The sequence below is a fragment of the Pantoea sp. MBD-2R genome (genome assembly GCF_039134845.1).
In the GTDB taxonomy this organism is placed as follows: Bacteria; Pseudomonadota; Gammaproteobacteria; order Enterobacterales; family Enterobacteriaceae; genus Erwinia.
Genome location: NZ_CP152417.1, coordinates 2,338,410 through 2,364,538, shown reverse-complemented (window position 1 = coordinate 2,364,538; position 26,129 = coordinate 2,338,410). Strand labels below are relative to the sequence as shown.

The 26,129-nt window shown below is 53.6% G+C and carries 20 protein-coding genes; 8 read left to right on the top strand and 12 right to left on the bottom strand.

The window, feature by feature from the left end:
* Positions 1–43 precede the first annotated feature (43 nt).
* Genes AAGQ96_RS10820 through AAGQ96_RS10810 form a run of 3 tightly spaced genes read right to left on the bottom strand, consistent with a single transcriptional unit; the run spans position 44 to position 6,908 of the window.
* Positions 44–2,434, bottom strand: a complete 2,391-nt coding sequence (locus AAGQ96_RS10820; protein ID WP_342753538.1) for a virulence factor SrfC family protein — start codon at positions 2,432–2,434, stop codon at positions 44–46.
* Positions 2,431–5,415 carry a virulence factor SrfB gene (locus AAGQ96_RS10815; protein WP_342755550.1) on the bottom strand — a complete coding sequence of 995 codons (2,985 nt, stop codon included), beginning with the start codon at positions 5,413–5,415 and terminating at the stop codon, positions 2,431–2,433. Before AAGQ96_RS10815 ends, AAGQ96_RS10820 begins: the two co-directional genes overlap by 4 nt.
* A 2-nt stretch (positions 5,416–5,417) precedes the next feature.
* Complete coding sequence (locus AAGQ96_RS10810) at positions 5,418–6,908, bottom strand: SrfA family protein (RefSeq protein WP_342753537.1); 1,491 nt, start codon at positions 6,906–6,908, stop codon at positions 5,418–5,420.
* A gap of 372 nt (positions 6,909–7,280) precedes the next feature.
* Here AAGQ96_RS10810 and AAGQ96_RS10805 point away from each other — a divergent pair, with 372 nt between their 5' ends.
* A complete protein-coding gene (locus tag AAGQ96_RS10805; RefSeq protein WP_147197952.1) occupies positions 7,281–8,297 on the top strand; it encodes an NAD(P)-dependent alcohol dehydrogenase in 1,017 nt (338 codons plus the stop codon).
* Positions 8,298–8,464: 167 nt separating this feature from the next.
* Here AAGQ96_RS10805 and AAGQ96_RS10800 read toward each other — a convergent pair whose 3' ends face one another.
* Positions 8,465–9,274 carry a hypothetical protein gene (locus tag AAGQ96_RS10800; RefSeq protein ID WP_342753536.1) on the bottom strand — a complete coding sequence of 270 codons (810 nt, stop codon included), beginning with the start codon at positions 9,272–9,274 and terminating at the stop codon, positions 8,465–8,467.
* Positions 9,275–9,664: 390 nt separating this feature from the next.
* Between AAGQ96_RS10800 and eptA the strand changes: the two genes are divergently transcribed.
* The 4 genes from eptA (at position 9,665) to fhuE (ending at position 15,832) form a co-directional block, all read left to right on the top strand.
* The gene (gene eptA / locus AAGQ96_RS10795) at positions 9,665–11,302 is read left to right on the top strand and encodes a phosphoethanolamine transferase EptA (RefSeq protein WP_342753535.1); all 1,638 of its coding nucleotides are present in this window, start codon (positions 9,665–9,667) and stop codon (positions 11,300–11,302) included.
* Positions 11,303–11,983, top strand: coding sequence for a two-component system response regulator PmrA (pmrA, locus tag AAGQ96_RS10790; protein ID WP_342753534.1), 681 nt, complete (start codon positions 11,303–11,305; stop codon positions 11,981–11,983).
* On the top strand, positions 11,980–13,062 hold the full coding sequence (gene pmrB, locus AAGQ96_RS10785; protein WP_342753533.1) for a two-component system sensor histidine kinase PmrB: 1,083 nt from the start codon (positions 11,980–11,982) through the stop codon (positions 13,060–13,062). Before pmrA ends, pmrB begins: the two co-directional genes overlap by 4 nt.
* 562 nt (positions 13,063–13,624) lie before the next feature.
* Entirely contained in the window at positions 13,625–15,832 is a 2,208-nt protein-coding gene (gene fhuE / locus AAGQ96_RS10780) for a ferric-rhodotorulic acid/ferric-coprogen receptor FhuE (RefSeq protein WP_342753532.1), read from the top strand.
* 77 nt (positions 15,833–15,909) lie between these two features.
* On the opposite strand, the gene AAGQ96_RS10775 is transcribed toward fhuE, so the two are convergent.
* Together AAGQ96_RS10775 and AAGQ96_RS10770 are read right to left on the bottom strand one after the other, a co-directional pair.
* The gene (locus AAGQ96_RS10775) at positions 15,910–17,376 is read right to left on the bottom strand and encodes an aspartate aminotransferase family protein (protein ID WP_342753531.1); all 1,467 of its coding nucleotides are present in this window, start codon (positions 17,374–17,376) and stop codon (positions 15,910–15,912) included.
* Between the two features lie 14 nt (positions 17,377–17,390).
* A complete protein-coding gene (locus AAGQ96_RS10770; RefSeq protein WP_147200600.1) occupies positions 17,391–18,773 on the bottom strand; it encodes a diaminobutyrate--2-oxoglutarate transaminase in 1,383 nt (460 codons plus the stop codon).
* A gap of 873 nt (positions 18,774–19,646) precedes the next feature.
* Here AAGQ96_RS10770 and AAGQ96_RS10765 point away from each other — a divergent pair.
* Positions 19,647–19,937, top strand: a complete 291-nt coding sequence (locus tag AAGQ96_RS10765) for a VF530 family protein (protein WP_342753530.1) — start codon at positions 19,647–19,649, stop codon at positions 19,935–19,937.
* Positions 19,938–19,982: 45 nt separating this feature from the next.
* Here the strand turns inward: AAGQ96_RS10765 and AAGQ96_RS10760 are convergent, their stop codons facing one another.
* Positions 19,983–20,657, bottom strand: coding sequence for a nitroreductase (locus tag AAGQ96_RS10760; RefSeq protein WP_147197938.1), 675 nt, complete (start codon positions 20,655–20,657; stop codon positions 19,983–19,985).
* Between the two features lie 158 nt (positions 20,658–20,815).
* Between AAGQ96_RS10760 and AAGQ96_RS10755 the strand changes: the two genes are divergently transcribed.
* Positions 20,816–21,238, top strand: coding sequence for a LysR family transcriptional regulator (locus tag AAGQ96_RS10755; protein ID WP_342753529.1), 423 nt, complete (start codon positions 20,816–20,818; stop codon positions 21,236–21,238).
* A 13-nt stretch (positions 21,239–21,251) separates the two neighbouring features.
* Here AAGQ96_RS10755 and AAGQ96_RS10750 read toward each other — a convergent pair whose 3' ends face one another.
* From AAGQ96_RS10750 to AAGQ96_RS10735, 4 genes are all read right to left on the bottom strand, one after another.
* Complete coding sequence (locus AAGQ96_RS10750; RefSeq protein WP_147197934.1) at positions 21,252–21,557, bottom strand: DUF1471 domain-containing protein; 306 nt, start codon at positions 21,555–21,557, stop codon at positions 21,252–21,254.
* A 225-nt stretch (positions 21,558–21,782) separates the two neighbouring features.
* Complete coding sequence (locus tag AAGQ96_RS10745) at positions 21,783–22,121, bottom strand: gamma-glutamylcyclotransferase family protein (protein ID WP_342753528.1); 339 nt, start codon at positions 22,119–22,121, stop codon at positions 21,783–21,785.
* A gap of 321 nt (positions 22,122–22,442) precedes the next feature.
* Positions 22,443–22,937, bottom strand: a complete 495-nt coding sequence (locus tag AAGQ96_RS10740) for a DMT family transporter (RefSeq protein WP_147197931.1) — start codon at positions 22,935–22,937, stop codon at positions 22,443–22,445.
* Between the two features lie 10 nt (positions 22,938–22,947).
* Complete coding sequence (locus tag AAGQ96_RS10735) at positions 22,948–23,382, bottom strand: DMT family transporter (protein ID WP_147197928.1); 435 nt, start codon at positions 23,380–23,382, stop codon at positions 22,948–22,950.
* A 97-nt stretch (positions 23,383–23,479) separates the two neighbouring features.
* Here AAGQ96_RS10735 and AAGQ96_RS10730 point away from each other — a divergent pair, with 97 nt between their 5' ends.
* Positions 23,480–24,415, top strand: coding sequence for a LysR substrate-binding domain-containing protein (locus AAGQ96_RS10730; protein ID WP_342753527.1), 936 nt, complete (start codon positions 23,480–23,482; stop codon positions 24,413–24,415).
* Between the two features lie 282 nt (positions 24,416–24,697).
* Here the strand turns inward: AAGQ96_RS10730 and AAGQ96_RS10725 are convergent, their stop codons facing one another.
* Positions 24,698–26,086 (bottom strand): sugar porter family MFS transporter, encoded by a 1,389-nt coding sequence (locus AAGQ96_RS10725; protein WP_147197924.1) that lies wholly within the window; start codon positions 26,084–26,086, stop codon positions 24,698–24,700.
* Positions 26,087–26,129 lie beyond the last annotated feature (43 nt).

The window sequence follows — 26,129 nt, the reverse complement described above, 5'->3', positions numbered from 1 at the left end:
TTCTGCTTAAAAGGCGGCACTGGCCGCCTTTTATAACCAGTCGTTATTTGACCTGTTTCAATATTTCCGCCAGCCGTTCACGATGTTCGCTGTCGATTTCACGGGCGGCAGAATAACCGGCATTTTGCAGGATCATCTCATTTAACCCCACCAGCCAGTCATAAATGTAATAGGCGGCATGATTATTGGGTTTGAGCGCCAGTTTCGTCAGACGCTGGCCTGGCCCCAAACTGGCCGTTTGTGTTTCCGGCTTGGCGAAAATCTTCTGTCCACGGTTGATTTTGCTGTCCGGACGCTGTGCTTCAGGAATGTGCTGGAAGCCGAGCCAGGCAACAAAATCACCCAATACGCTCATCGCTCTGGAAACCTGACGGTCAGCCAGCAGTTCTGGCGGCGTACCCTGGGCATCATTGTCAGTAAGGATTTTTACCAGTGCGGCTTCAATATTTAGCCGGATACTGGCCGTGACCAGCTCTTCGGTTAGCATTTCCAGCGTCGGTTTTGTGACCCCCAGCAGTTCTAACAGCGCGCTCTGCTCGGGCAGCTGGCGCAATACGTTAATCCAGTGGCGATAAACCTGCTGCGCAAATTCGGCCTCGGGTTCATCTTCAGCGGCGTTTTCAGGTGCGTTAAGCAGGCCCGGTACGGGTTCATCGCTGAGCAGATCAATGCTCATTCCGATACCAAAAGGATCCTCTTCGGTCAGCGCATACTCTTCAACCAGCGGACGGCTGGCGCGATGCTGATGCTGCATAAAGAGATGGCGCAGCGTTTCGCGCGAAGGCAGCAGACGTTCAAGCAGCTCGCCGTGGACGCCGGTTCTCGCCTGCAACGCTTTGAGTAAAGATTCAGCGACGCGCAGGCGAGCCTGCGGCTCTTCTTTTTCCGACGCCAGATACCAGCGGCCCAGCAGGTTTTCCCGCAGTTCTCGTTTTATCTCATCGAGCTGTTCCTGCAACCGCGTCATTTTGTTTTCACGATTGATCTCGGTCATCAGCCAGCCAGCCATGCGCTTCACGCCTTTATCGTCCATCGCCAGCATCGATCCCCAGGCATCGCCAGGGTTGCCGACATAGCGCTGCACGGCGGCATCATAGTTGTGACCATGGGTCACTCGCTGGTCGAAAGGCGTCAGCGCCCAAATCAGACCGGGCTTACGGCGGCTGCGAACCTGGCTGTTCTCTCCCTGAGTCTGTTTCACCCAGTTATCCAGCACGCGGCCCACGATGCGGGTGTCCGAGCGCTGGCTACAGGCGCTGCACACCATCAGCATATTCACTTCCTGACGCTCGGCCGCGCGGGTCAGCAGGAAAGGGCGCTTGGCGCTGATAAAGGCCAGCGCCAGTTCGTGATGCGCATCGTCTGGCAGCACGGCAGCATCTTCAAAACCCGGATAGTCGAATAAATCAACCTGTTCAAAAAGAGTTTCCTGCGGCGCGCTGTAAAGCGGCAGTAAAACTTCGCGCGCAAGCAGGCTCAGTTCGGCCTGTGCAAGGTTGACCGGTTTCAGGCTGCGGCCATTATGTTGCGGAACAACCTGGATCACGCGATCGGTTGACGCATTGAAATAGCGCAGGCCATGGGTATTCAGCACGCTTAACGCAGGATCTTCCACTATCGACAATGGGGCCAGCACGCGGGAAGCGCCAGAAAGGTGATGTAAGACGTGGGCCAGCTGTCGGTAGAGTGCGGTCAGTTCGCGATCTTCACCCCACAACAGGGAGAACAGGCGGGCCCGGTCATCCACGCTGAGCATGGGGGCTAACTCTACCGCCAGCGGCCAGAAATGGGTTTCGAGCGCTTTGCTACTGACCAGCTGGGCAGCAGAAAGCCGATCCCATAACGCCACGACGTTATTACTGCTCAGCCCGTCGGTTTCCTGCGGCTGCCGGTACATCGCTACCGTTTTCAGGCGTTCGGCAATTTGCTGCTCGTCAGGAATAGCAGAGGGATCGGTCTCGCGCTTAGCCCACAGCTCCACCAGCACGGCAACAATTTCTTCTTCGCTTAACAGCGCCAGCTGAACCGGCCATTCATTATCGACGCGGATTTGCTGGCCGCTAAAACGCATCACCATGGTGCCGGTTTGCTGCTGTGGGTTCAGCTGGGCGTAATCAAAGGTGGCGTTGCCCAGCGCAATCTCCATCCGGCCTTTTTCACTGGCGGCCAGCGCCGAGATCAGATAGGACTTTCCCGCCTGCGACAGGCCGAAAAAGCCCAGCGCGCTCTCTTTTCCGGCGGCTTCCGCCAGATTCGTGGCTTTATTCTGCTGGCGACGCAGCCTGACGCCGAGGCGATCGGCCTCAAGGTTCAGGCGTGGCGCCGTTTCACGTGCGCTTGCAAGCCAGCTGATGGATTGACCGATGCCTTTCGCGACGGTTTCCAGTTTTCTGCCGAACTGCCCCGACAACTGCTTAGGCGTCAACGGTTTCATTTTTTGTATACGCTCCCACTGTCAATCCAGTAATGGGTTAAACCCGATCCGCTGCTGGCTAAGGTGTTCAGCTTCAGGCGCAGATGCTCCAGCGGTACGCGCGTGCCGTCATCCAGCGTCGCTTCGGTAATGTCGAATCTTTCCGGGCCGAATTCGCCCTCGGTTTTGGCTACTGCCAGCTTAATTTTTAGGACTTTATCGCCCGCCACACTGCGTGCCAGCTGCGGATCGGCTATCGACAGCGTGTAGAGCGGGGAAGCCGGCCAGCGGTCGTTATCCAGCTGACGGAAACCCAGCGTCAGTGCGCCGCGCACCTGGAAGCGCTCGCGAGGATCCAGCGCAAACTTTTCATCATCAAGATCGATATCGCCATACCAGACGTTTTCACTGGTCAGAGCGCCGTTGCCGTCCAGCATACCCAGATAGCGGATGGTGGAATAAGGCTGGAAGTCGCCCGCTTTAAACCAGAAATTGGCGAGGCGTAAATCCAGTGAAAGCAGGCACAGCATCGCACCGACGGCGGCGGTCGATTTCGGGTTTTCAATACGGCCCTGTTTGTTGAACGGATACCAGTCATTAGTATGATAGCCATCCAGCGAAAGAATACGGCTGACCGGCAGCGGCTGAAGATGACGGAACAGCGCCTGCACGCCAGGAAAACGCGAAGGGCGGCCGGTCAGCAACAGTACATCGCAGTCATAAACCGCAACCACTTCCGACATCGAGCGCAGGCTCTGGGTAATGTTCATGCGCGGTGAGAGGAATTCCGCATGCAGCTTGCTCAGCTTGACGATCAGCGACACGCTCAGAATATCAAAGGCTTCGGCCTCACCCGGCAGCTCACGCTGAATTTCACGGTTGATATAGTCCAACAGCTTTTGCGTGGGTTTCTGCGCCAGTAACTCGCCGAAACGTGCATCCACTTCGGCATTCAGCTCCAGCGGATCGAACTGTTCGTAAGCCTCCAGAATCGCCTGGCCCAGCGGAATAAAGATTTGCAGCGTGACCTGCTGGCGCAGCGTGGAATGACCATCCAGACGACCTTCATGACCAAACAGGCGGGTCATCACGCCTTCCGGATTGACCATGCCGGCCTGCTTAAAGGCCGACTGCAATGCAGGCAGAACGTACAGCTGGATCACGTCCAGTAAAATATCATCCCCGGCCAGCTTAAAGCCTTCACGGAACAGCAGGCGCGGCATAATTTTAACGTTGTTACCGACGCCATCGTCCAGTCGGTATTGTGTGATAGCGAGGTCAGTCGTGCCGCCGCCGATATCAATCGAGGCGATGCGCAGCGTTTTTCCAACCGGTTCATCAGCGGCACGCGCGCGGTCGGGACGCGCCATACTGACGAAGAACGCCTCCGCACGGCCGCCAAAGTTCACCTGCGTTTCGTTATACAGATAAACCATTTGGCCGCAGGTCGCTTCATCCCATTCCATTTGGACTTCCGGCACCGGCACCTGGCTTTTCGCCTTGTCTTTGGCGCTGCTGAAGTCATCGTCGGCCGGATGCCAGCCCATCGCTTTCCACACCAGCGCGATCGCTTCGATCATCCGGCGGCGGAATATTTCACGTTCGGGTTTCGGCATGGCGGAGGGCAGCGTCAGGATGATATTACGCAGCTGGCGCGGGGCGCTGCTGTGCAGCATTTTTTGACGCTGTGCCGGGCTGTTCATCTGCATCAGCGCCTGTGCCAGCAGTTCAGAAAGCATAAAGCTCATCACCGAACTACGGCTGTACTGCGGAGAAAACACCGGCAGACGCTCTTCCAGCGGCTGGTTGTACAGCGGCTGACCTTCATCATTGACCAGAAAAGTTAACGGTGCGGCGGTGGCCAGCGGTTCCTGCGCGGCGTTGCCCGGCGTACGGCTGAAGCGCCAGCCAGGCGTATAGCTCTCTTCATCCCATAAATAGCGGCGCGGGCTGGAGATACCGGTTGCACCTTCGGTGCCCAGACGTTGCAGCGCCAGATGACTGGCTTCACGGCCAACGCGGGTAATGGAGGGCCAGATAAAGGCGTCATCACGGCCGCTCTCTACCGAGAAGTTCTGTTTGCCAAAACTGGCCTGAGCAAACTCCACGCGGCTCTCAAACAGCTCGTTGTAAAGCTGATGCGGTGAGGTCAGATCGCGCATGTGCAGTTCATAAGTGTGTTTCAACCCATGATGGTCATCGACATGATCCTCAACCATGATCCCGCAGGTATGCGAGTTGCCCACGTCCAGGATCAGGTCGACCGGAATGGCGGGTTCCTGAAGCGTAGCGGCGCTGATTTTCAGCTCCGGCAGCGTCAGCTGGTGGCCCAGCATATGCAAAATATTGAGGTAGTGCGCCTGATATTCAAATTCGCGCAGCGCCGAGCGGATGTTGACCTGAGGACGCTGCTCGCGGCTGGCAGCCTGCTGGCTGAACACCTCGCGCAGCCAGCCATCAATCCAGGTATGATCGAGAAACTCACCCAGCTCGTCGCTGCCGTGAGCAAGCGCAAAACTGACGCCGTTTTTTACATCGCTTTCATTCAGGGCCAGCGATTCGTCTTCGCCTTCCGGCCAGACACGCGTTTCAAAAGCGAAACAAACACGGTGTGTATTGCCGTTAGCGTCGGGCTTGTCCAGCGCCACAATCTGCACCCGCGCCCAGTTGTCCGGGCCGCCAATAAAGGTGCGGGGGGGATTAAAGCGCAGAAACGGCAGCGGCAGCCAGATGCCGTCCAGCAACGCCAGCGACTGTGCCAGCGGGAAACTGAACTCGGGCTTTACCACTTCCGGCATCCCGCCCACGCTAATGGGCAGCATGTATTTGCCGCTCTGCGCGTTAAAATTCAGGCGTAACAGCGGGCCGTTTGCCGTTTGCCGCACAAATTTCCCGGGCATATCCGCGTCCAGCTCCGGGGTCAGAGCGTAGTCAAGGAACTGAATGCCACTGTTCTGAATCAGCGTCATATTCGGTTTAAAATCAGCGATTGTCGCCAGCATCATTATTTACTCTCGCGCTTCATCGTCATCGGTAATACCGTGTCGGCATCGTACTGGCCGCTGCATGCTGCCGCGCCCGTGGCTCCCTGAGTACAGACCAGCTCGGGCATCTGGTAACGCGCGCCGTCACTGCAACGGGCTTTTGTACGGCTGTTAATCACCAGATTGCCTGACTGCATCAATCCGGCGTATACATCAACGCGGCAGACGGTGCCGTCGCCCTGAGTCATCAAGGCCTGGCCTTTGCCGTTCTTTATCTGGTAACGCAAAATCGGTGGCTTGCCGGTCAGTGGGGTTTTGATGCCCACGATGACGCGCCAGTTGCCGTTAAGGAATCGGGTAGAGCCGCGCTTGACCGCATCCGGGGGCAGCACCAGATCGTCTTTGCCTGCCGGTGGCAGAACAGCAACGGATGCCGGTGTGGCGTTAGCCGCAGGTTCTGTTGGCGTGGCTTGCACTGCCGCAGGTTCGGTAGCGGCAGGCTGTTGGGTCGGCGCCACGCTGGCAGAGCTAACCGGCAGCGTGGGTGTCTGAACTGCCGCCGGTGCAGGTTTTGCCTGTTCCGTGGAGGCTGGCGCGGCCGTTGAGGTCTGTGCTTCAGGCGCGGGGACAGGTTGCGGATTCGACTGTGCCGGTGGCTGAGCGGCTTTATCGCCAGAGGGCGCAGCGAGATAGTTTTTCATCTGCACGCCAAACACCACCAGCAGAGCCGCCGTGGGCAGGATCCAGCCATAACGCAGCAGCTGACCTTTAATGCCTGACGGCTTTTTCGCCGCCGGGCGGTCGGGCTCGGCCGTGGCCTGAGCAGGCGCCGGAGGAGAGGCAGGATCCAACGCTGCATAAGTCACCGCATCCGCAGGGAGCTCCGTTTTCACCGCGACGGGTTCAGGACTGGCCTCCGCAACGGGCGCGGCCGGCGCTGGCTCCGGTGCGGCGATTACCGGTGCAGAAACAACGGCAGGCGCGACGGTAGCCACCATTTTCGACAGCGAGAGCGGCGGCTCATCTTCTTCAACCGCCCGCAGGCAGTCCAGCGGATCCTGACGATTTTTTTTCTCCAGGCTGACAAAGCCCCAGAAGGTTAACACCGGTTTGCCGCCCACCAGATAGACAAAGTTCTGATCGGGAAACTGAATGGCTTTCGCCAGCAGCGCACCAAACAGTTTCTGGCTGGTTTTTTCTGATTTCTGCGCACGCTGACACATATCGGCCACCGCCTGCTGACAGGCGACAAGCTGGTTGAGCGCATGGGAACGAGAGCTGTCGCTGGCGGCGGCCCAGGAGGTGACTTTACCGGAAATCGGGGAGTACCAGTCAAGGCGATCGCCCGCATCGTTGGGCTGAGGAATAGCCAGACAATCCGCTATCTGCTGCTGTTTTCTCAGACGCAGCGTCTCTCGTAGTTGCAGGGCCGACAGCCAGACAGGCTGGCCATTTTCACCGAGAGGGAGCACCGCGTCCAGACTTCCGCTGCGTAAGAATAATTTTGCCACGCAAAAAGACCTTTTTTGTCAGGATTCAATAAGTTTTAATCCAAATTTCTATTTACTGTAGCCCAGCAGACTTAAATCAAATGCAGAAATAAGCGATAAAAGCGGGGTCTGCTCAGCTCATAAAGGCCAAAAAAGTCTGGAACACCTTCATTTAAAAAGAGAAATGGCGAAATTATGCGCGATTTTAAAAGGCGACTAACCGTGCATTATTTCACCAGTAATATGTGGGCTTGTCCGGCATCGTCATTATGCTGAAATAGTCTGCTATTTTTACATATTGATACAAACCTACCGCATAATGACTCGTTTCGGTGCATAGTCAGCGAGCCTGCTTTGCTAGACTCAAAACGTTAATCACATCAGAGGTAACGAATGAAAATTAAAAGCTATGCAGCCATGGAAGCCGGCAAGGCACTGGAACTGTACGAGTATGATGCTGCCGAGCTGAGTGCAGAAGAAGTCGAAGTCGAAGTGGAATACTGCGGCGTTTGCCACTCCGATCTGTCAATGATCGATAACGAGTGGGGCATCTCCAGCTATCCGACCATCGCAGGCCATGAAGTTATTGGTCGCGTATCGGCAATGGGCGAAGCCGCCAAAACGAAGGGCCTGAAAGTCGGTCAGCGCGTGGGCATTGGCTGGACCGCTAAAAGCTGCCAGCACTGCGACGCCTGTATTAACGGCGAGCACGTTAACTGTGAAAATGGCTCCACGCCAACCATTTTGAACCACGGCGGCTTTGCCGAGAAGCTGCGTGCCGACTGGCAGTGGGTTATTCCTCTGCCAGAAAAACTGGATCCGACGACTGCCGGTCCGCTGCTGTGTGGCGGTATTACCGTATTCAAACCGCTGCTGATGAGCAACATCACGGCGACCAGCCGTGTTGGCGTTATTGGTATCGGTGGCCTGGGCCACATTGCCATTAAACTGCTGCATGCGCTGGGCGCAGAAGTGGTGGCGTTCAGCTCATCACCTGCTAAAAAACAGTCGATTCTGGATATGGGTGCGGATGAAGTGGTTAACAGCCGCGATCCGGAAGCGTTGAAAGCGCTGGCGGGTAGCTTCGATCTGATTATCAGCACCGTTGCTGTCGATCTGGACTGGAAACCTTACTTCGCCGCGCTGGCGCCTAAAGGCAAGTTCCACACCGTCGGTGCGGTCATGAAGCCGTTTGAAGTGTCTGCCTTCGAGCTGATTATGGGTGATAAAGCGCTGACCGGTTCTTCAACGGGTTCACCAGGTCAGCTGCGTTCGCTGCTTAAACTGGCTTCGCGTCGCGATATTGCACCAAAAGTTGAGTTTTTCCCGATGTCGAAGATCAACGACGCGCTGGAACACGTGCGTGCCGGTAAGGCGAATTACCGTGTAGTACTGAAAGCGGACTTCTGATTTTTCGCGCGGATTAGCTGCGCGTTTCACATCATCAACGGCGACCCTGTGGGTGGCCGTTTTTTTTTAGTTTTGAAGCAGAATTTTATCGCTGGGTTACAGAGCGGGGCGAAACGAAGGCATGGTGCCTTCGCTTGCAGAAAGAATGATTTCGGGTAGCGCGATCGTTAACCCTGAGTTGATGCGGCTTCGGCAGACGTAGTTTTTTCCGTCGACGCAGATTCAGAACCTGCCGCCGTTTCAGACGTTGAGGTTGTTTTCGAAGCCGTTTCTTCCGTGCCCGACGTGGTTGCTGGCGCAGATTGAGTTTCAGCGGAGGTGCCTGACTCAGTGGTCGACGTCGTTGCCGGGGCCGACGGCACTGTCGCGGCAGCGGGTGCTGACGTTGTCTGAGTCGCCGTTGCTGCTTCAGAAGAAGATGCTGGCGTTGAGACCGGCGCGGCGCTGGTGGTGGCAGGCGTCGATACGGCGGCTGTTGCCGTCTTAATGTTTTCTGGTGCCGGTGCAGGTGCCGCTTTAGCTGTCGTTACCGGTATTGCGGCTTTTTCAGTAAAGGCAGGTTTACTGCGGGTAACGGAATAGGCGACCTGTTTTACCTGGTCAGGTCGGGTGGTGATTTTAATCGACTGAACGGTTACGCGGCCAAAGCCAAGCAGTGTAGGGACATATCCCCCAATCTGATGATCGCCTGCGGGCAGGTGCAGCTCCAGACTCTGGCCACGAATAATCGCGCCAGCATCGTTACCGTCTACGGTGACGTAAATGGGCGAGCCATCATCCGTACGGCTGATGACGTGCGAGACTTTGACTTCGGTCGGACCTTCAGAGAAGTCATTTGCCGATATTTGCGCAGGGCCTTTAAAAAAGCGGGTATCCGCCGACTCGGTTGGCGCGCTCGGTTCGCTTTTATGCTGACTTGCACAGCCAGCCAGCGTCAGGGTGGCCATTACAGCGGCCAGAGTAAAACGACAAATCATTGAACCTCACTATCAAGCAACACACTTTGAGATGCCCATATTACCGCTACCGCGCTGCCGAATACAGCCAGTAACGGTTCGGGTTCATCTTAAAAACGCTGACCGCTGCAAATTCCTTCAGATCATGCTTAAACCATCGGCTGGGGGAAAGCGGCTTTCGCACTTGTCTCCGTGGTAGGGGGAAATCAGCGGGTTTTGTTGAGCTTAATTAAACGAAGTGCGAAAAAACGCGGGGTTATATTTCGTTACCTGCCGTAAGTATTGAATTTTACTCAATGATGGCAGGGGTGCCAGCTAGCTTTCGCTTCCGACGTAACCTTAAGCGGCTTAAGGTTTTCCTAATCTTCCTCTGCCACATTATCGGTCATTGTTGGTTAACGGAAATCTGTTATGTCCCTGTTTACACTGAAAAGACCGGCACTGAGTCGGCTTTGGCTACTGACTGCTTTTTCACTCTATATTGCCGTATTCCTTAATATTGCTTACTACCGTCAGGTATTGGCAGTTATGCCCCTGACGACAGTGCACACCACGCTGGTTTTTCTCTCTATGCCGTTAGTGGCATTTAGCGTAATCAATATAGCCGCGACGCTGGCTTCGTTTCTCCGGCTGGACAGGGTGCTGCTGGCGGTTTTCATCCTGGTTTCCGCTGCGGCTCAGTACTTTATTATCAGCTTTGGTATCGTGCTCGACAGGTCGATGATTGTTAACATGCTGGATACCACCGCGTCCGAAAGCTTTGCCTTAGTGACGCCGCAGCTGCTGCTTACCTTGCTCCTTTCCGCTATCTTACCCATCGTGCTGCTGTTTCTGATCCGCGTTAAAAAAAGGCAGCCAGTATGGAAAAGCGTGTTTTATCGTCTGGGCAGTCTGCTGATTTCGGCGCTGCTGATTGGGCTGGTGGCGCTGCCGTTCTATAAAGATTACGCCTCGCTGTTCCGTAATAATAAAGAGCTGGTCAAGTCGCTGAGTCCTTCCAACAGCATTGTCGCGTCCTGGTCTTATTACTCTCATCATCGTCTGGCGAATCTGCCGCTGGTACGCATCGGTGAGGACGCGCATCAAAATCCGCAACGGCTCGCAGGCAAACAGAATTTAACGATTCTGATTGTTGGGGAAACATCCCGTGCAGACCATTTCTCGCTGTTAGGTTACGAACGTCAGACGACGCCGCGACTGGCTAACGATGACGTTATCGGCTTCCCGAATACCGTGTCCTGTGGCACCTCGACGGCGGTGTCAGTTCCGTGCATGTTTTCGAATATGCCGCGTGCGCATTATGACGATGCGCTGGCCAGCCATCAGGAAGGCTTACTGGATATCATTCAGCGAGCCGGGATCAATGTGTTGTGGAATGAAAACGACGGCGGCTGTAAAGGTGCCTGCGACCGCGTGCCGCATCAGGATATGACCCGCCTTAACCTTCCCGGAATGTGTATTGATGGCGAATGCTATGACGACGTCCTGTTCCACGGGCTGGAGGCGTATATCGATCGGCTGAAAGGCAACGGCGTTATCGTGCTGCATACCATTGGTAGCCACGGTCCAACATATTACCATCGCTATCCGCCCGCGTTTCGTCAGTTTACGCCGACGTGTGACACCAATGAGATTCAGACCTGTTCTCAGCAGCAGCTGATTAACACCTATGACAACACGCTGCTCTATGCAGATTACATCGTCGATCGGGCCATCAGGCTGCTACAGGCTCATCAGGATCGCTTTACCACCAGCCTGGTCTATCTCTCCGATCATGGAGAATCGCTGGGCGAGAACGGCGTTTATCTGCACGGCATGCCTTACGCCATTGCACCAGAAGCGCAAAAGCATGTTCCCATGGTGATTTGGTTATCTCCTGACTATCAGAAACGCTATGCTGTGGACACGCGGTGTCTGAATAAAGCAGCCGCGACGCAACATTTTTCCCAGGATAATCTTTTTTCAACGGTACTGGGCCTGACGGGGACGATGACCCGTGAGTACATGACTTCCGATGACATTCTGACGGCCTGTCGGAGTAAAGCGTAAATGAAAATACTGGTAGTTGAAGACGATGCCTTGCTGTTGCAGGGGCTGATTATCGCGCTGGAAGGTGAAGGCTATGTCTGTGACGGTGTCACTAGCGTTCGCGAGGCGGAAGCGCATCTGGCGAGCGGGCTGTACAGCCTGCTGGTGCTGGATCTGGGGTTGCCCGATGAGGATGGCCTGCATCTGCTGTTGCGGCAGCGACGACAGAAAATAAAGCTGCCGGTACTGATCCTGACCGCAAGGGATACCGTACAGGAACGTATTGCGGGCCTCGACGCGGGTGCTGACGACTATTTAATTAAGCCTTTTGCCCTGGACGAGCTGCTGGCACGTATTCGCGCGCTGATCCGCCGACACGTGAATCAGGGTGACAGCCGCATTGAGGCTGGCAATCTGTCGCTGGATATGGCGCACCGCCAGATTCATTTTTCCGGTGAGCTGCTGGACTTAACGCCAAAAGAGTATGCCATTCTCTCCAGGCTGATGCTGAAAGCGGGTAAGCCGGTACACCGCGAAGTGCTTTACAATGATATCTATAACTGGGAAACGGAGCCGTCAACGAACACCCTTGAAGTGCATATCCATAACCTTCGCGAGAAGATTGGCAAATCGTCAATTCGCACGCTACGGGGGTTTGGTTATGCGCTGATAACGGCGGAAACGTGCGGAAAACCTGAATGAAACACCTGTCCGAGCTAAAACGGAGTAGCAGCACGATACGCTTTCGTCTGCTGTTGGTCATTGGCCTGATCCTGCTTTTTTGTCAGGTTATCAGCGTCGCCTGGCTGTGGCATGAAAGCAAAGAACAAATTCAGCTGCTGGTGGATGCGGAAGTTCACAAGCACGATCAGCACAAGCATGTTGAGAAAGAGATCCATGAAGCGGTAGCGAGTCTGGCCTTGCCCAGCCTGATTATGATCGCCATGACGCTGCTGATTTGCTATCAGGCGGTGAAATGGATCACCCGCCCCTTATATGAGCTTCAGCATCATCTTGAGAATCGCCGGGACGACGATCTCGACCCGATCAATCTTCGCCGGTCGGTTAATGAAGTGGATGCCGTTACCCTGGCGATTAATCAGCTGGTCTCTCGTTTAACCACCAGTATAGAGCGTGAAAGGATGTTCACCGCTGACGTGGCGCACGAGCTACGCACGCCGCTGGCAGGGCTTCGCCTGCATCTGGAACTGATTGAGAAAAAAAATAATATTAACGTCAAACCGCTGCTGCAACGGCTGGATCAGATGACCAACAGCGTTTCGCAGCTGTTGCAGCTGGCGCGGGTGGGTCAGTCGTTCACTTCCGGTAATTATCAGAACGTCTCGCTGGTGGAGGATGTGGCGATCCCAATGGAGCATGAACTGCACACCATGCTGGCACAGCGCCAGCAGATCCTGAAAATGGACTTTACCACAGCGGTGAGCGTTCGCGGCGACGCCACGTTGTTACGGGTTCTGTTACGTAATCTGGTTGAGAACGCCCATCGCTATAGCCCGGAAGGAACGGTTATCACGCTTCGGATTGATCATCAGCCTGCGCCAGCAATGGTGGTGGAAGATCAGGGACCGGGCATTGATGAGAGTAAAAGCGGCGAACTGACCAAAGCTTTTGTCCGTATGGACAGCCGTTACGGCGGGATTGGCCTGGGACTGAGTATTGTCACCCGCATTGCCCAACTGCATCAGGCTCACTTTTTCCTTGAGAATCGTCGCGAGCAGCATGGCTGTTCCGCCAGGATAACTTTTACCTCTGGCGGCTGAGAAGCGGGGCGCTAAAAGGTGGTGAACCAGATTTTCAGAAAAGAGACGATCACCAGGGCGCAAAACAGCGCGGTGGCATATTCACTGGCCGGACGGATGCGTGCAGATTTCATCGGAAACTCCTCTATGTCGTCTGAGGAGTTTCTCAGGTTTATATTAAGGAAACATTAAGAGGATTCTTTTGTGACGGAACCCGGCGTGGCAGCCGACACGGTTAGCGAAAAGCGGGTGGCCCCGTCCATATTTAGTTACAACATACATATCTATTTCTTTTAAATACCATCCACTCAACCTTCATACCTTTAGACGAGCTTAACAGGGGACTTACAAAATCCTGAAAAGTTCATTAATAATCTTTTACATGCTAAATAAAAAAAATTATAGTTCTCATTCGCATTTATGGACTGGCGTCTCTGTGGGTGCCCGCGGGGCGGAAAGCAGAAAAACCTCTTCAGGTACAGGGGGATCGCCGCCATTAGTCCGGCGAGTTGTTAAGCGTGGCTGAGCGCCATTCGACAGGCGTTTAAATAAAACACAATAAAAATTCTTTTGAGGAAATAAGATGTTTTTTGACTTAAACCGTATCAGGGAAAGTAGCTGTTGTAGCCTAAAAACCGGCACGCCTTATTCCGTCGTCGCTGCGCTGGTCGCTGTCGCCATTCAAATGCCGCACGCCTCAGCGGCAGAAGTGACAAAAGAACAGCAGACTCTGACGGTAGACGCCACGGCCAACAGTGCCAGCGACACTGCTGCTACCGATTACAGCGTGCCGGTCACTAACGCCGGCACCAAAATGTCGCTGACGGCGCGTGATATTCCTCAATCGGTCAGTATTATCAGCAAGCAGCGCATGCAGGATCAGCAGCTTCAGTCTCTGGGGCAGGTACTGAATAACACCACCGCGATTCAGGAAAGCGTTTCTGGTGCGGATATGGACCGCAAAACGTATTACTCGCGCGGTTTTTTAATCGACAACTATATGGTCGATGGCATTCCAACCGTCTTTGAAGGGCGCTGGAACCTGGGCGATTCCCAGACCGATACGGCGCTATATGAGCGTGTTGAGGTGGTGCGCGGCGCAACCGGCCTGATGACCGGCGCGGGGAATCCTTCCGCCGCGGTGAATATGGTGCGCAAGCATGCCGACAGCAAAGAATTCACCGGCGACGTTTCCGCGACTTACGGCAGCTGGAACAAGCAGCGCTATGTCGCTGATTTGTCTGCGCCGCTGAGTGAGTCGGGCAACGTTCGCGGTCGCCTGGTTGCCGGTTATCAGGATAACGACAGCTTCGTGGAGCGCTACAGCGCCGAGAAGAAATTTATTTATGGCGTGGTCGATGCCGACCTGACGGATTCTACTTTACTTTCAGTGGGCTACGAATATCAGGAAGTGAATGCCGACAGTCCAACCTGGGGCGGGGCGCCGCGCTGGTATACCGACGGCAGCCTGACCCATTACCGTCGCGGATTTAATACCGCGCCTGACTGGGCCTACAACGACAAAGAGAGTAAAAAAGCGTTCGTGACGCTGAAGCAGAGCTTTGATAACGGCTGGCAGCTAACCCTGAACGGCACCCATAACGAAACCTATCTCGACAGCCGACAGCTCTATATCAACGGTTTCTTCGATAAAAACACCGGCGCCGGCGTTTCCTCTTATGCTGATTACCCGGTCGTTGGCGGTACGGGCTACAACACCGGCAAACGTAAAATAAATTCTGTCGATACGTTTGCCAGCGGCCCTTATCAACTGTTTGGTCGTCAGCATGAACTGATGGCGGGCGTGAGCTACAGCAAGCAGGAAAATACCTACTACAGCGCCTTTGATAATATCTCTTCCGAATCGCTGGGCGACTTCAACAGCTACAACAGCCAGTATCCTGAAACTGACTGGGGCGAACGATCGCTGTCGCAGGATGACACCACGCGCCAGAAATCCGCCTACGTCGCTACCCGTATTTCACTGGCCGATCCGCTGCACCTGATCCTCGGCGCGCGCTATACGCGCTGGAGCACCAACACGCTAACTGAAAACATCGAAAAAAATAACATTACGCCCTACGCTGGCCTGATCTATGACATCGACGAAAACTGGTCCGCCTACGGCAGCTATACCTCTGTGTTCCAGCCGCAATCCTATCGTGATATCAACGGCAGCTACCTGGCACCGGTGGTGGGCAAAAACTACGAAGCGGGCCTGAAATCAGACTGGTTTAACAGCCGCCTGACCACCTCACTGACCGTTTTCCGCTCAGAACTGGATAACGTGGCGCAAAGCACCAACCAAACTATCGCAGGCTCTAACGATACCGCTTACGTCGGTAAATCAGGTACCGTGAGCCGTGGCGTTGAGTTTGAAGTGAATGGCGCGATAACCGATAACTGGCAGATGACCGTCGGCGGCACTCGCTATATTGCAGAAGAGCGCGATGGCACAGCGGTGAACCCAACCTTACCGCGTACCCAGCTAAAAATGTTTACCAGCTATCGTCTGCCAATGTTGCAGGCACTGACCGTTGGCGGCGGCGTTAACTGGCAGACGCACGTCTGGGATGATGTTGATGCACCGGAAGGCAACGGCACCTGGCATGCAGAGCAGGGCAGCTATGCACTGGTGAACCTGTTTGGCCGTTACCAGCTGACCAAACAGCTCACATTGCAGGCCAACCTGAACAACCTGTTTGATAAAGAATACGACACCAACGTCGGTAACTATATCGTTTACGGCGAACCGCGTAACTTCTCACTGACCGCCAGCTATCACTTCTGATTGGCGATGCCCTGAAAAGCAGCGATAAAAAAAGCCGATAACAAATGTTATCGGCTTTTTGTTTAGCGCAGAAAAGATTACAGCAAAGGCTGAGCCGTTTTCTCTACCAGCGCCAGCAGCACCTTAATGTCTTCCAGCGTCACCGTTGGGTTCAGCAGGGTCAATTTCAGGCAGGTCACGCCAGCATGCTCGGTTACGCCAACGTTGGCACGGCCTGAATCCAGCAGGGCGTCGCCGATCTGTTGGTTCAGCAGCGCGATAGCGGCATCGCTGATGTTTGCCAGCTGAGCAGGACGGAAACGGAACAGGACGCTTGCCAGCTGCGGCTGCATAACCAGCTCAAGCGAGGCCTGCGTGGTCACATACTCTGCAACCTGCTGTGCCAGCGTCACGCCGTGATCGATGATTTCGGCATACTGGGTCTGACCTAAAGCTTCCAGTCCCATCCACAGTTTTAACGCATCAAAACGGCGAGTGGTCTGCAAAGACTTTGACACCAGGTTCGGCACGCCTTGTGCTTCATCGAATTCGGAGTTGAGATAAGCCGCCTGATAGCGCATCAGCTCGTAATGACGCGCATCTTTTAACAGGAATGCGCCGCAGCTGATGGTCTGGAAGTATTGCTTATGGAAGTCCAGAGTAACGGAATCTACCAGTTCAATACCGTCCAGATAATCACGATATTTTTCAGACAGCAGCAACGCGCCGCCCCAGGCCGCATCAACGTGTACCCAAATCTGATGCTCTGCCGCCAGTTCAGCAATGGCACGCAGCGGATCGATAGCGCCCGCGTCGGTGGTGCCCGCCGTCGCAACAATCGCCAGAATCTGCTCGCCGTTGGCTTTCGCCTGCTCAACTTTCTCTTTCAGATCGGTCAGATCCATACGAGCAAAGCGATCGGTCTTCACCAGCGTAACGGACTGATAGCCCAGGCCCATCAACGCCATATTCTTCTGCACGGAGAAGTGGGCGTTTTCAGAACAAAGCACTTTGATCTTACGCAGATCGCCTGGGATGCCATCCTGCTGTACGGAGTGACCGCGTGCAGCAAAGAACGCATCGCGCGCCAGCATCAGGCCCATCAGATTGCTCTGGGTGCCGCCGCTGGTAAACACGCCCGCATCGCCAAGCTGATAACCCACCTGTGTACGCAACCATTCAATCAGCTTGACCTCAATAATGGTCGCTGACGGGCTTTGATCCCAGGAGTCCATGCTCTGGTTAGTGGCGTTAATCAGCACTTCAGCAGCCTGGCTAACCACCAGGCTCGGGCAATGCAGATGCGCAACACACTGTGGATGGTGCACTGACAGACTGTCTTTCAGGAAATATTCCACGGCGCGTTCAATCGCGGCCTGGTTGCCCAGGCCCTGAGGATTGAAGTCCAGCTGAATACGTTCACGCAGCTCGGCAACGCTTTTGCCCTGATACATCTCAGGCTGTTGCAGCCACTGCACGACCGCTTCACTTGCCTGCGCAATCGCCTGCTGATAGGACTCGGTGCTCTGCGCCGAGCCTGCCAGAATAGGGTTAGACCTGGACATCGAATTTACTCCACTCAGACTGGTTTAACGCCAGCATCAAGCAGGGCGTGTTCAAATTTATCCAGGAAAATATCCAGCTCTGCATTGGTAATCAGCAGAGAAGGGAGCAGGCGCAGCACGCAACCGTGGCGGCCACCGCGCTCCAGGATCAGACCGTTTTCAAAGCATTTCTTCTGCAACAGGGCAGAAAGCTGACCATCAGCCGGGTAGCAACCCATATGATCCTGCGCTTCGTTTGGTTTGACGATCTCAATACCGATCATCAGGCCCAGACCACGCACGTGACCAATCACCGGGTAACGTTTCTGCAAATCGGCCAGTTTGCCTTTCAGCCATTCACCTTGCGCTGCCACTTTATCTGCAACCTGGTTATCTTTCAGGTATTGCAGCGTGGTCAGGCCGGTCGCCATCGCCAGCTGGTTGCCACGGAAGGTGCCGGTATGATGGCCTGGCTCCCATGCGTCAAATTCTTTCTTAATACCCAGTACGGCCAGCGGCAGACCGCCACCCACAGCTTTGGACATCACGATGATGTCTGGCTCAATGCCGGCATGTTCAAAGGCGAACAGTTTACCGGTACGGCAGAAACCAGCCTGAACTTCATCAATAATCAGCAGGATGCCGTGTTCCTGGGTGACTTTACGAATGCGCTGCAACCACTCAGCCGGAGCCGGGTTCACACCGCCTTCGCCCTGAACCGCTTCCAGAATGACGGCAGCAGGTTTGCGTACGCCACTCTCAACATCGTTGATCAGGTTTTCGAAGTAGTAAGTCAGGGCATCTTCACCCGCTTTACCGCCAATCCCCAGTGGGCAACGGTACTGATGCGGGTAAGGCATAAACTGAACTTCCGGGATCATGCCGTTCACGGCTTCTTTCGGTGACAGGTTGCCGGTAACCGCCAGCGCACCATGCGTCATGCCGTGGTAGCCGCCAGAGAAGCTGATCACGCCAGTGCGGCCGGTGTGCTTTTTAGCCAGCTTCAGCGCAGCTTCAACGGCATCCGCACCGGATGGACCGGTGAACTGCAGGCAATACTCTTTACCCTGACCAGGCAGGATAGAAAGCAGGTACTCAGAGAATTGATCTTTTAACGGCGTGGTCAGATCAAGTGTATGTAACGGCAAGCCGCTGGTAATGACATTTTGGATGCTTTGCAGAACGTCTGGATGGTTATGTCCAAGCGCCAGCGTTCCCGCACCGGCCAGGCAGTCAAGATATTGATTATTCTCAACGTCGGTAATCCACACGCCCAATGCTTTCGCAATGGCGAACGGCAGTTTACGCGGATAGCTGCGGACATTAGATTCGAACTCAGCCTGACGGGCTAAATAGGTTTCATTGCTGCTGTTTGAGGAATTGGCACCTAAAGTATCAATACGGACTTTATCCGTCATCATATCACTCCTACAACTGGGGTTATCAGCAACGCCGCAGTTGAATAAATGGGATTAAAAAGGGTTAGGGTGTAAAAAACGCGGCCAATATATGGCTTTTTGAGTCGCTACTCAATAAATAAATTTGTTTAAATTTGTTTACTATTTTCTTATATGAATCAATATGTTGTTGATTTAGTGACCGTTGCTGCCGAGTATAGCCGCGTCGACCGTTAACGATAAGGCACAAAAAAGCACCGCGGTTCAGGATCTTGTTAAGCGACGGTTGATAAAAAAGACTCAACCGATACGTTACACACGCGATCGTTTAACTCAAATCTATTATAGTCCCTCAGGGTTTTATCTGTACGGAACAGGTCGTCAGACAGGTAAAAAAGGGTTAACTATGTTGAGTTATTGTAAATTAAATTATTCCTGTGAGGAGTTTGGCCTATTGGTCATTTTTTCCATGGCTTACTGATGAACGACGAAAGCTGGAAACAAACGGGTATTATCCACCCGCTTACAGAAAATTAGCATATTGTGTGCCCAGACCTGGCGGGGCATGACCGGCGCGACAAGAATTTTGAGCCGGAAGCTTACTCACTATCCTGACTTATTTATTCGGCATCCTATGGATTTTGTTTATATAAATTATTAATAATGTCCCTGCTAATTTTATTACATACATTCACTAATAATGAAGCGCTAACCGTCGATTATCATCTGCAAGATGGAGGCTGCGCGGAGGGTTGGACATATATTCCAGGCGTTGGCTGCATCAATCCAGGCGATTCGGGTAGCCGTCCATAACTGCCGGATAACATCGTAAATTTGCACCACAATCTTTCAGCCAGTATGGTAGCGGCATTAATGTATTGCTGAGAGATAACGATGTCCCCCCATACTCCAAAAGATCCGCTTCATGGTATGACGCTGGAAGCCATTCTTAACGTCCTGGTCGCTCGCTACGGCTGGGACGAAATGGGCAAACGCGTCAATATTAACTGTTTTAAAAGCGATCCCAGCGTCAAATCGAGCCTGAAGTTTTTGCGTCGCACGCCGTGGGCGCGTGCAGAAGTTGAAGCTTTCTATATTGAGTCTCTTGATGAACCCGCCGCGCCAGAAGCGGAACTGCCGGCCGACAGTCCGTGGGCTAACTGGAAAGCGAAGAAAGAAGAATAACGCTCTGACAAAAATGATGCCCCGACAGGCTGTCGGGGCAGGCTGTTAGCGGTGAATGACCACGCTTTCGGATACCGGCATCCGTCCCATATTGGCGTGGCGGGATGGCGCCTTGTCATCGGCATAACCAAACGAAATGCCAAACAGCAGACGGAAACTGTCGTCCACACCCAGCCTCTCTCTTATTGTATCGGCCTGGAAGCCCAACAGCGTTTGCGGGATGCCGGCAAAACCTCTTGCAGCCAGCGACAGCAAAAAGTTCTGTCCGTACATGCCGATATCAGAAGCCACACGCACATTGTCACCAAATGACGGCATAAACAAAAAGGCGACATGGGGTGCGTTAAAGAACGTAAAATTACGCAGATAGGCTTCATGGCGGCCTGCCCGATCGTCCCGCGCTATTCCCAGAGCATCATAGTAGATACGCGCCTGTTCCTGGCTGCGATCGAAGTAGTCACCGTAAAAATCGCCATAATCGAAAGTGAAATCAGGCGTCATAACCCCGTTTTCCGCATTGCGAATCATCGCGGCGGCAAGCTCATCCTTTTTTTGCCCGGAAACAATATGCACATGCCATGGCTGCGTGTTGCAGTTTGATGGTGCATGTTGCGCATCCAGCAGGACTGCCTGGATTTGCTCATCCGATAAAGGCGTTGGTAAAAAGGCGCGCGGTGAAAAGCGTTGACGGACGGTTTCTTCAAAAGAGAGCGTATTCATAAAGATAAAACTCCATGCTGGGGTAACCAGAAACCGAAATTCCCGTGTCGGGTTCGGTTCCAAAAACGAATGCATGCAGCTTATACTGGAATTCAGATGCCATCTTTGGCGATTCTTACTCAATCAATTGAAAAAAATTCAACAATGGGAGCGGAAGAATGCACTCTTCTGAACGGCTGAAAGGCATCGACGTTTTTGTCTGCGTGGCAGATACCGGCAGTTTCACCGGCGCGGGAGAACGTCTGCACCTCACCACCTCAGCCGTCAGTAAAGCAATCGCCAGGCTCGAAAAGCGCTTACAGGTCAGGCTTTTTGACCGCACCACAGCCATTGGCGATATAGAAGGGCAGGCAACCGCGGTTATCGCCGGGCACGGTATCGCGCAGCTGCCGCTGTGGCTGGTCCGGGAACATTTGAAAAGCGGTCGCCTGGTTCAGGTTTTACCTGGACTGGAGGCCGAAGGACTGCCGATGAATATCGCCTGGCTGAGAAGCCGGGAAAAGCTGCCGAAGGTGAAAACGCTGGTTGAACATCTGAAATCAACGCTTTCACCAGCGGGCCATAATTGCGGTGCGGAATGACCTTAATCACCACTCAGCCGTAAGCCACTTTGTCATTAATGGTGTAGAGCGTGGCGGTAGCCGCCAGCAGTGACTGAGCGTCATTGCCCGGCTTGTGCGATTCCACTTCAGTAATGTGATACGCAACGGCACCTGCATCCAGCGCTTTATGCAGCAGGGCATCGTTTAACTCTTCCATCGAGGTTGCCCAGCTTACCGTCGTCACGCCCGTCGGCTGAGCAGCATTTTTTTCGCGATGCGTTAAGCCTGCGCGAATGAAAACCGGCTCAACGGACTGAGGCGTGAAGATAGATAACACATCCTGCACTAAATCTTTCATGGCCTGACTCCTGAAATGCTAATAAAGAGTTAATTGATTTCGGTAGTTGTTATAAAAGACGCTTTTACCACGGCGTCTTTAGCTTTAACTGCTAATTAGCGTGCGGAGAAAGGTCTGGCCACATTTCAGTGAAGGTTTAGCGGCAATATTTTCATCTGCTTACAGGTTACGTATTCAGACACATTTCATTGAGTTTCGATGACCAGGTACCGCAACGAGGGTACCCTATGCCGGTACAGACTCAGGCTGCAACTGATAAATCCATGCGGTAACTTTCTGCCCGTTGGCTGTCGTAACAGTAACTTCAACCCGATCGTAACCCTCTTCAAATTCATCCAGCATTGGCCAGTGGTTTGCCATGTGGTTGGAGAGAAAAAGATAGCCGTTTACGCGCGGCCCTTCGTCATCCAGCACGATGCCGGGAAAATCAGCCGCTGCGCCCCAGCTTTTTTCATAAAAAGTGCCGGTAACAAAACCCTGCTGCCATTTGCCACCGATAGCTTCCAGGATATGCGCATTAGAACGGCCAGGACAGAGCGTGCCGTAAACAAATAAAGGTGTCATAGTCCCTCGTTAATTTTGCTTAAAAAGTGAGTTTACCCTTGTTGTGCCGCGCGTAATTGAACGAACAGAATACGAATATGTCAATACCGTGCGGGAAAGCCAGACAGAAAAGGAAACCTTCACATCTTGAGCTGGATTGGCAAAGCCGCTGCTTACGGGCTTCGAATTCGAGGTTTGTTTCACTCTTGAAGCCGTTCCACAGCAAGAGCGCTGTAGAACGGCTTTGTAACCGCCAGAGGCGGCGCGGGCTGAGTACCGGAGGAGCACTCCTGTTCACATTTTTATCACTGACTTATGACCTTACAAGCCCGGCAAGATAATTTATGCGCCTGATGAAGAAGCCGTGGAGGAACTATTTCCCGCCGTTTTTTTCTCCGTCTTACTGCTCGAATAAATAAAGTAAAGCGCAATGCCCAGGCAAACAACTGCACCAAGGCGTGTTGCTGAGAAGTGGATCGCGTCATTCCCTAACCAGCCAAAGTTATCAATAAGCATGCTCATTGCCAGCTGACCAAAGATCACCGCAACGGTCGCGACAGCCGCACCAATACGCTGTACAGCCAGCACCATAATGACGATGTATGGAACGCCACAAAGTGCGCCAAGCAGTTGCCATTTCGGCACGTCCAGCAAGGTCACAGTCTGCTTCGGTTCAAAGAAGAAGATGAGAAGGGCAGTGACCAGTGCGCCTATTGAGAAGGTCAAAAATGCACTACGGAATACGCCAACCTTACTGCCTAACTTGCCATTCATTGCAGCCTGCACGCTTAAGCACGCGCCACCCACTACAGCCAGAATTATCATTATTATATTCATAGTTTTTACCTTAGCCTTTTGCCACAAGGAACAGCGCGGCAATAATAAAAAACAGCGCGATGATGCGTTTGTTGTCAATTTTGCGGTGAGCGGTACCGAACAGGCCAAAGTGGTCGATCACCAGACTTTTGAACACCTGTCCTGCCAGAATGCCAATCATCGTCATCGCGATTCCGATGCTGGGAACGGCAACGGTCAGAATGACCACGTACACCGGCCCCAGGATGCCGCCCAGCAGCGTCCATGATGGCTGAGCAAAGAAAGAAGGGCTGTTACGTGGGCTAAAGAACAGCATCAGCAGAAATGTCAGCGCTGCGCCAACGCCAAAAATACTGAACGTTGCCCACAAATCTCCAACCGCGCTGCCCAATGGCCCTAATAATCCGGCTTCAACGGACAATCCCATCCCGCCTGCAACAACGAGTAATATAAATAACAGCTGCATAACACAATCCCCAGTAATTAAGGCGGTGGATCCTATAGCAGTAAGGCATAATGAAAAACGGTATAATCCAGGAAACACCTTTGCAGGAAATGAGATAATGTACGATCCCGCCACGATCAATTTTCGCACGCTGTTATTTTTCATCGGTGTCTACGACGACCAGAGTTTTTCAGCTGTAGCAAGGCGTGAAGGGGTCTCGGCCTCGATGATTTCACGCGTTATTCTGCAACTGGAGGACACGCTGGGTCAGCAGCTTTTTTATCGCAATACCCGGGCCGTTATTCCTACCGAAGCGGGCAGGTTGTTTATCGATTACGCCCGGGCCATGACTGAACAGCTCAGTGAAGCCCGTAAAGAGATGCTGGACAGATCTCTGGAGCCGGCCGGATTGATAAGAATTAATGCGCCCGTCTTTTTCGGTCAGCGCCATATTGCGCCGTGGCTGACTGAGCTTTCTGCTCGCTATCCGAAACTGCTGATTGAGCTGACGCAAACCGATGATTACATCGATCCGCACAAGGATGCCTCTGATGTCATTTTCAGAATCGGCACACTGACGGATTCCTCTTTCCATGCCCGCATATTCGGGACACAGCGTTATCATCTGGTTGCCTCTCCAGGCTATATAGAAAGGCAGGGAGAACCGGCGTCGCCAGCCGAGCTGAACCATCATAAGTGTCTGGTCTACAAAGGCTGGTCGGGGCCTAATCGCTGGTTGTTCAGGGAGCCAGCAGGCAGCTGGATCCATTATCCGGTTACCGGATTACTCACTTCTAATAATGCTGAATCCTTACTTACCAGCGCGCTGGGCGGCATGGGAATGGTGCTGTTTCCTGACTGGCTGATTGGTGACAGCATTAAAAAAGGCGAGCTGGTCAGAGTGATGATGGGATTCGAAGCCGCGATCAAAACAGAGCCACAGCATATCGCCGCCATTTATCCCAACGTGCGCCATCCGCCGTTAAACGTAAGAGCCGTGATTGACTATTTTGTGGAAGTCTTCGGCACGCCGCTTTACTGGCAGTTTGACTGACCTGGACATAATTTTAACGTACCGTTACCTTGGTGCGCATAATGTATATTATGTTAAATTAGATAATCATCAGCCGGGCCGAAATCCGGAGACCTGCTTCTGGTCCCTAACCTGCCTTTTCCCATCCTTTGTTGAGGCTGCCTTTCACTCGCCGTTCTTTACATGTTTGCCTTAACCTGAACAAGCCGCAGATTAAACCGATCGCGCTACGTGAAATCTGAGAAATCCTCAGCATCAATCCCTTGCAGATTTCACGTAGCGGCAGCTTCATCTTACGGCCTGTCAGGCACCGATATCACGCAGTGGTTTGCCCTTCATCAGATTTCGTTCGATATGTTCCAGCGTGACGTGCTTCGTTTCCGGCACCAGCCATATCGTCAGCAGGATAAACGCCAGGTTCAGCGCGGCGTAAAACCAAAACGTGTTGGCGTTACCGAACTTCTCCAGCATGGTCAGGAACGTTGCGCCGACAATCATATTGCCCACCCAGTTGGTGGTTGTTGAAGCCGTGATGCCAAAATCGCGCCCCTTCAGCGGCTGGATCTCTGAACACAGCAGCCATACCACCGGCCCGGCGGCCATCGCGAAACCTACAATAAAGATCAGCAGCATCGCCACCGCAAAATATTTACGGAACTCGGTTTCCACGCCGATATGCAGCAGCGTACCCAGGACGCCCATCCCTACCGCCATCACCAGGAAGCTGGTCGTGAGCATCGGCTTGCGTCCCCAGCGATCGACCAGACCAATAGCGATTAGCGTTGCCAGCACATTGACCAGCCCGACAATCACCGTTCCCCACATCTGCTCACCGGTACTGGAAAAACCGGCGATGCCAAAAATTTTCGGCGCGTAGTACATCACCACGTTCATGCCGGTGAACTGCTGCATCAGCTGCAATAACATACCCAGCCATACCGCACGGCGGAAGTTGCCATTGTTTTTAAACAATGACCAGCCGTGTTGTTTAACTTGCAGGCTTTCACGAATTTCATCCAGCTCCTGCTTTGCCTGCTCACTGGTGTTGCGCAGACGATCCAGCACGCGCTGCGCTTCATTAAAGCGACCGTGTGAAGCCAGCCAGCGTGGACTGTTAGGAAGAAACAGCACGCCAATAAACAGGATAACCGCCGGGATCGCGATAACGCCCAGCATCCAGCGCCAGCTGCCGCTGTAGCTGAACGCGGTATCAGAAAGATAAGCCACCACGATGCCGGTCGTCAGCATCAGCTGATACATAGAGATCATTGAACCGCGAACACGCTCCGGCGCAATCTCAGCCAGGTACAGCGGCGCGGTGTAGGACGCTACGCCAACCGCCAGGCCGAGCAGCACGCGGGAGAAAATCAGCGATTCCACATCCGGTGACAGCGCCGACCATAAAGAGCCGATGATAAACAGTGTCGCCCCCACCAGCATGCTTTTCTTGCGCCCGAGCTTTGAAGACATCCAGCCAGCAGCCAGCGCACCTATTGCCGCGCCGAACATCATCGAGCTGACCACCCACTCCTGCTCATGGTTGCTGATCTGCAAATCTTTCGCTAAAAACGGTAGCGCCCCGGCGATCACGCCAATATCAAGCCCGAACAGCAGGCCCGAAAGTGCCGCCATCATGCAGACAAACCAGGTAAACCGGTTCTGTTTACTCCCTGAAATTTTACTGGCATTCATGCCGTCTCTCCTCGCTTACGTCAATTAACATCAAGGATGTTAA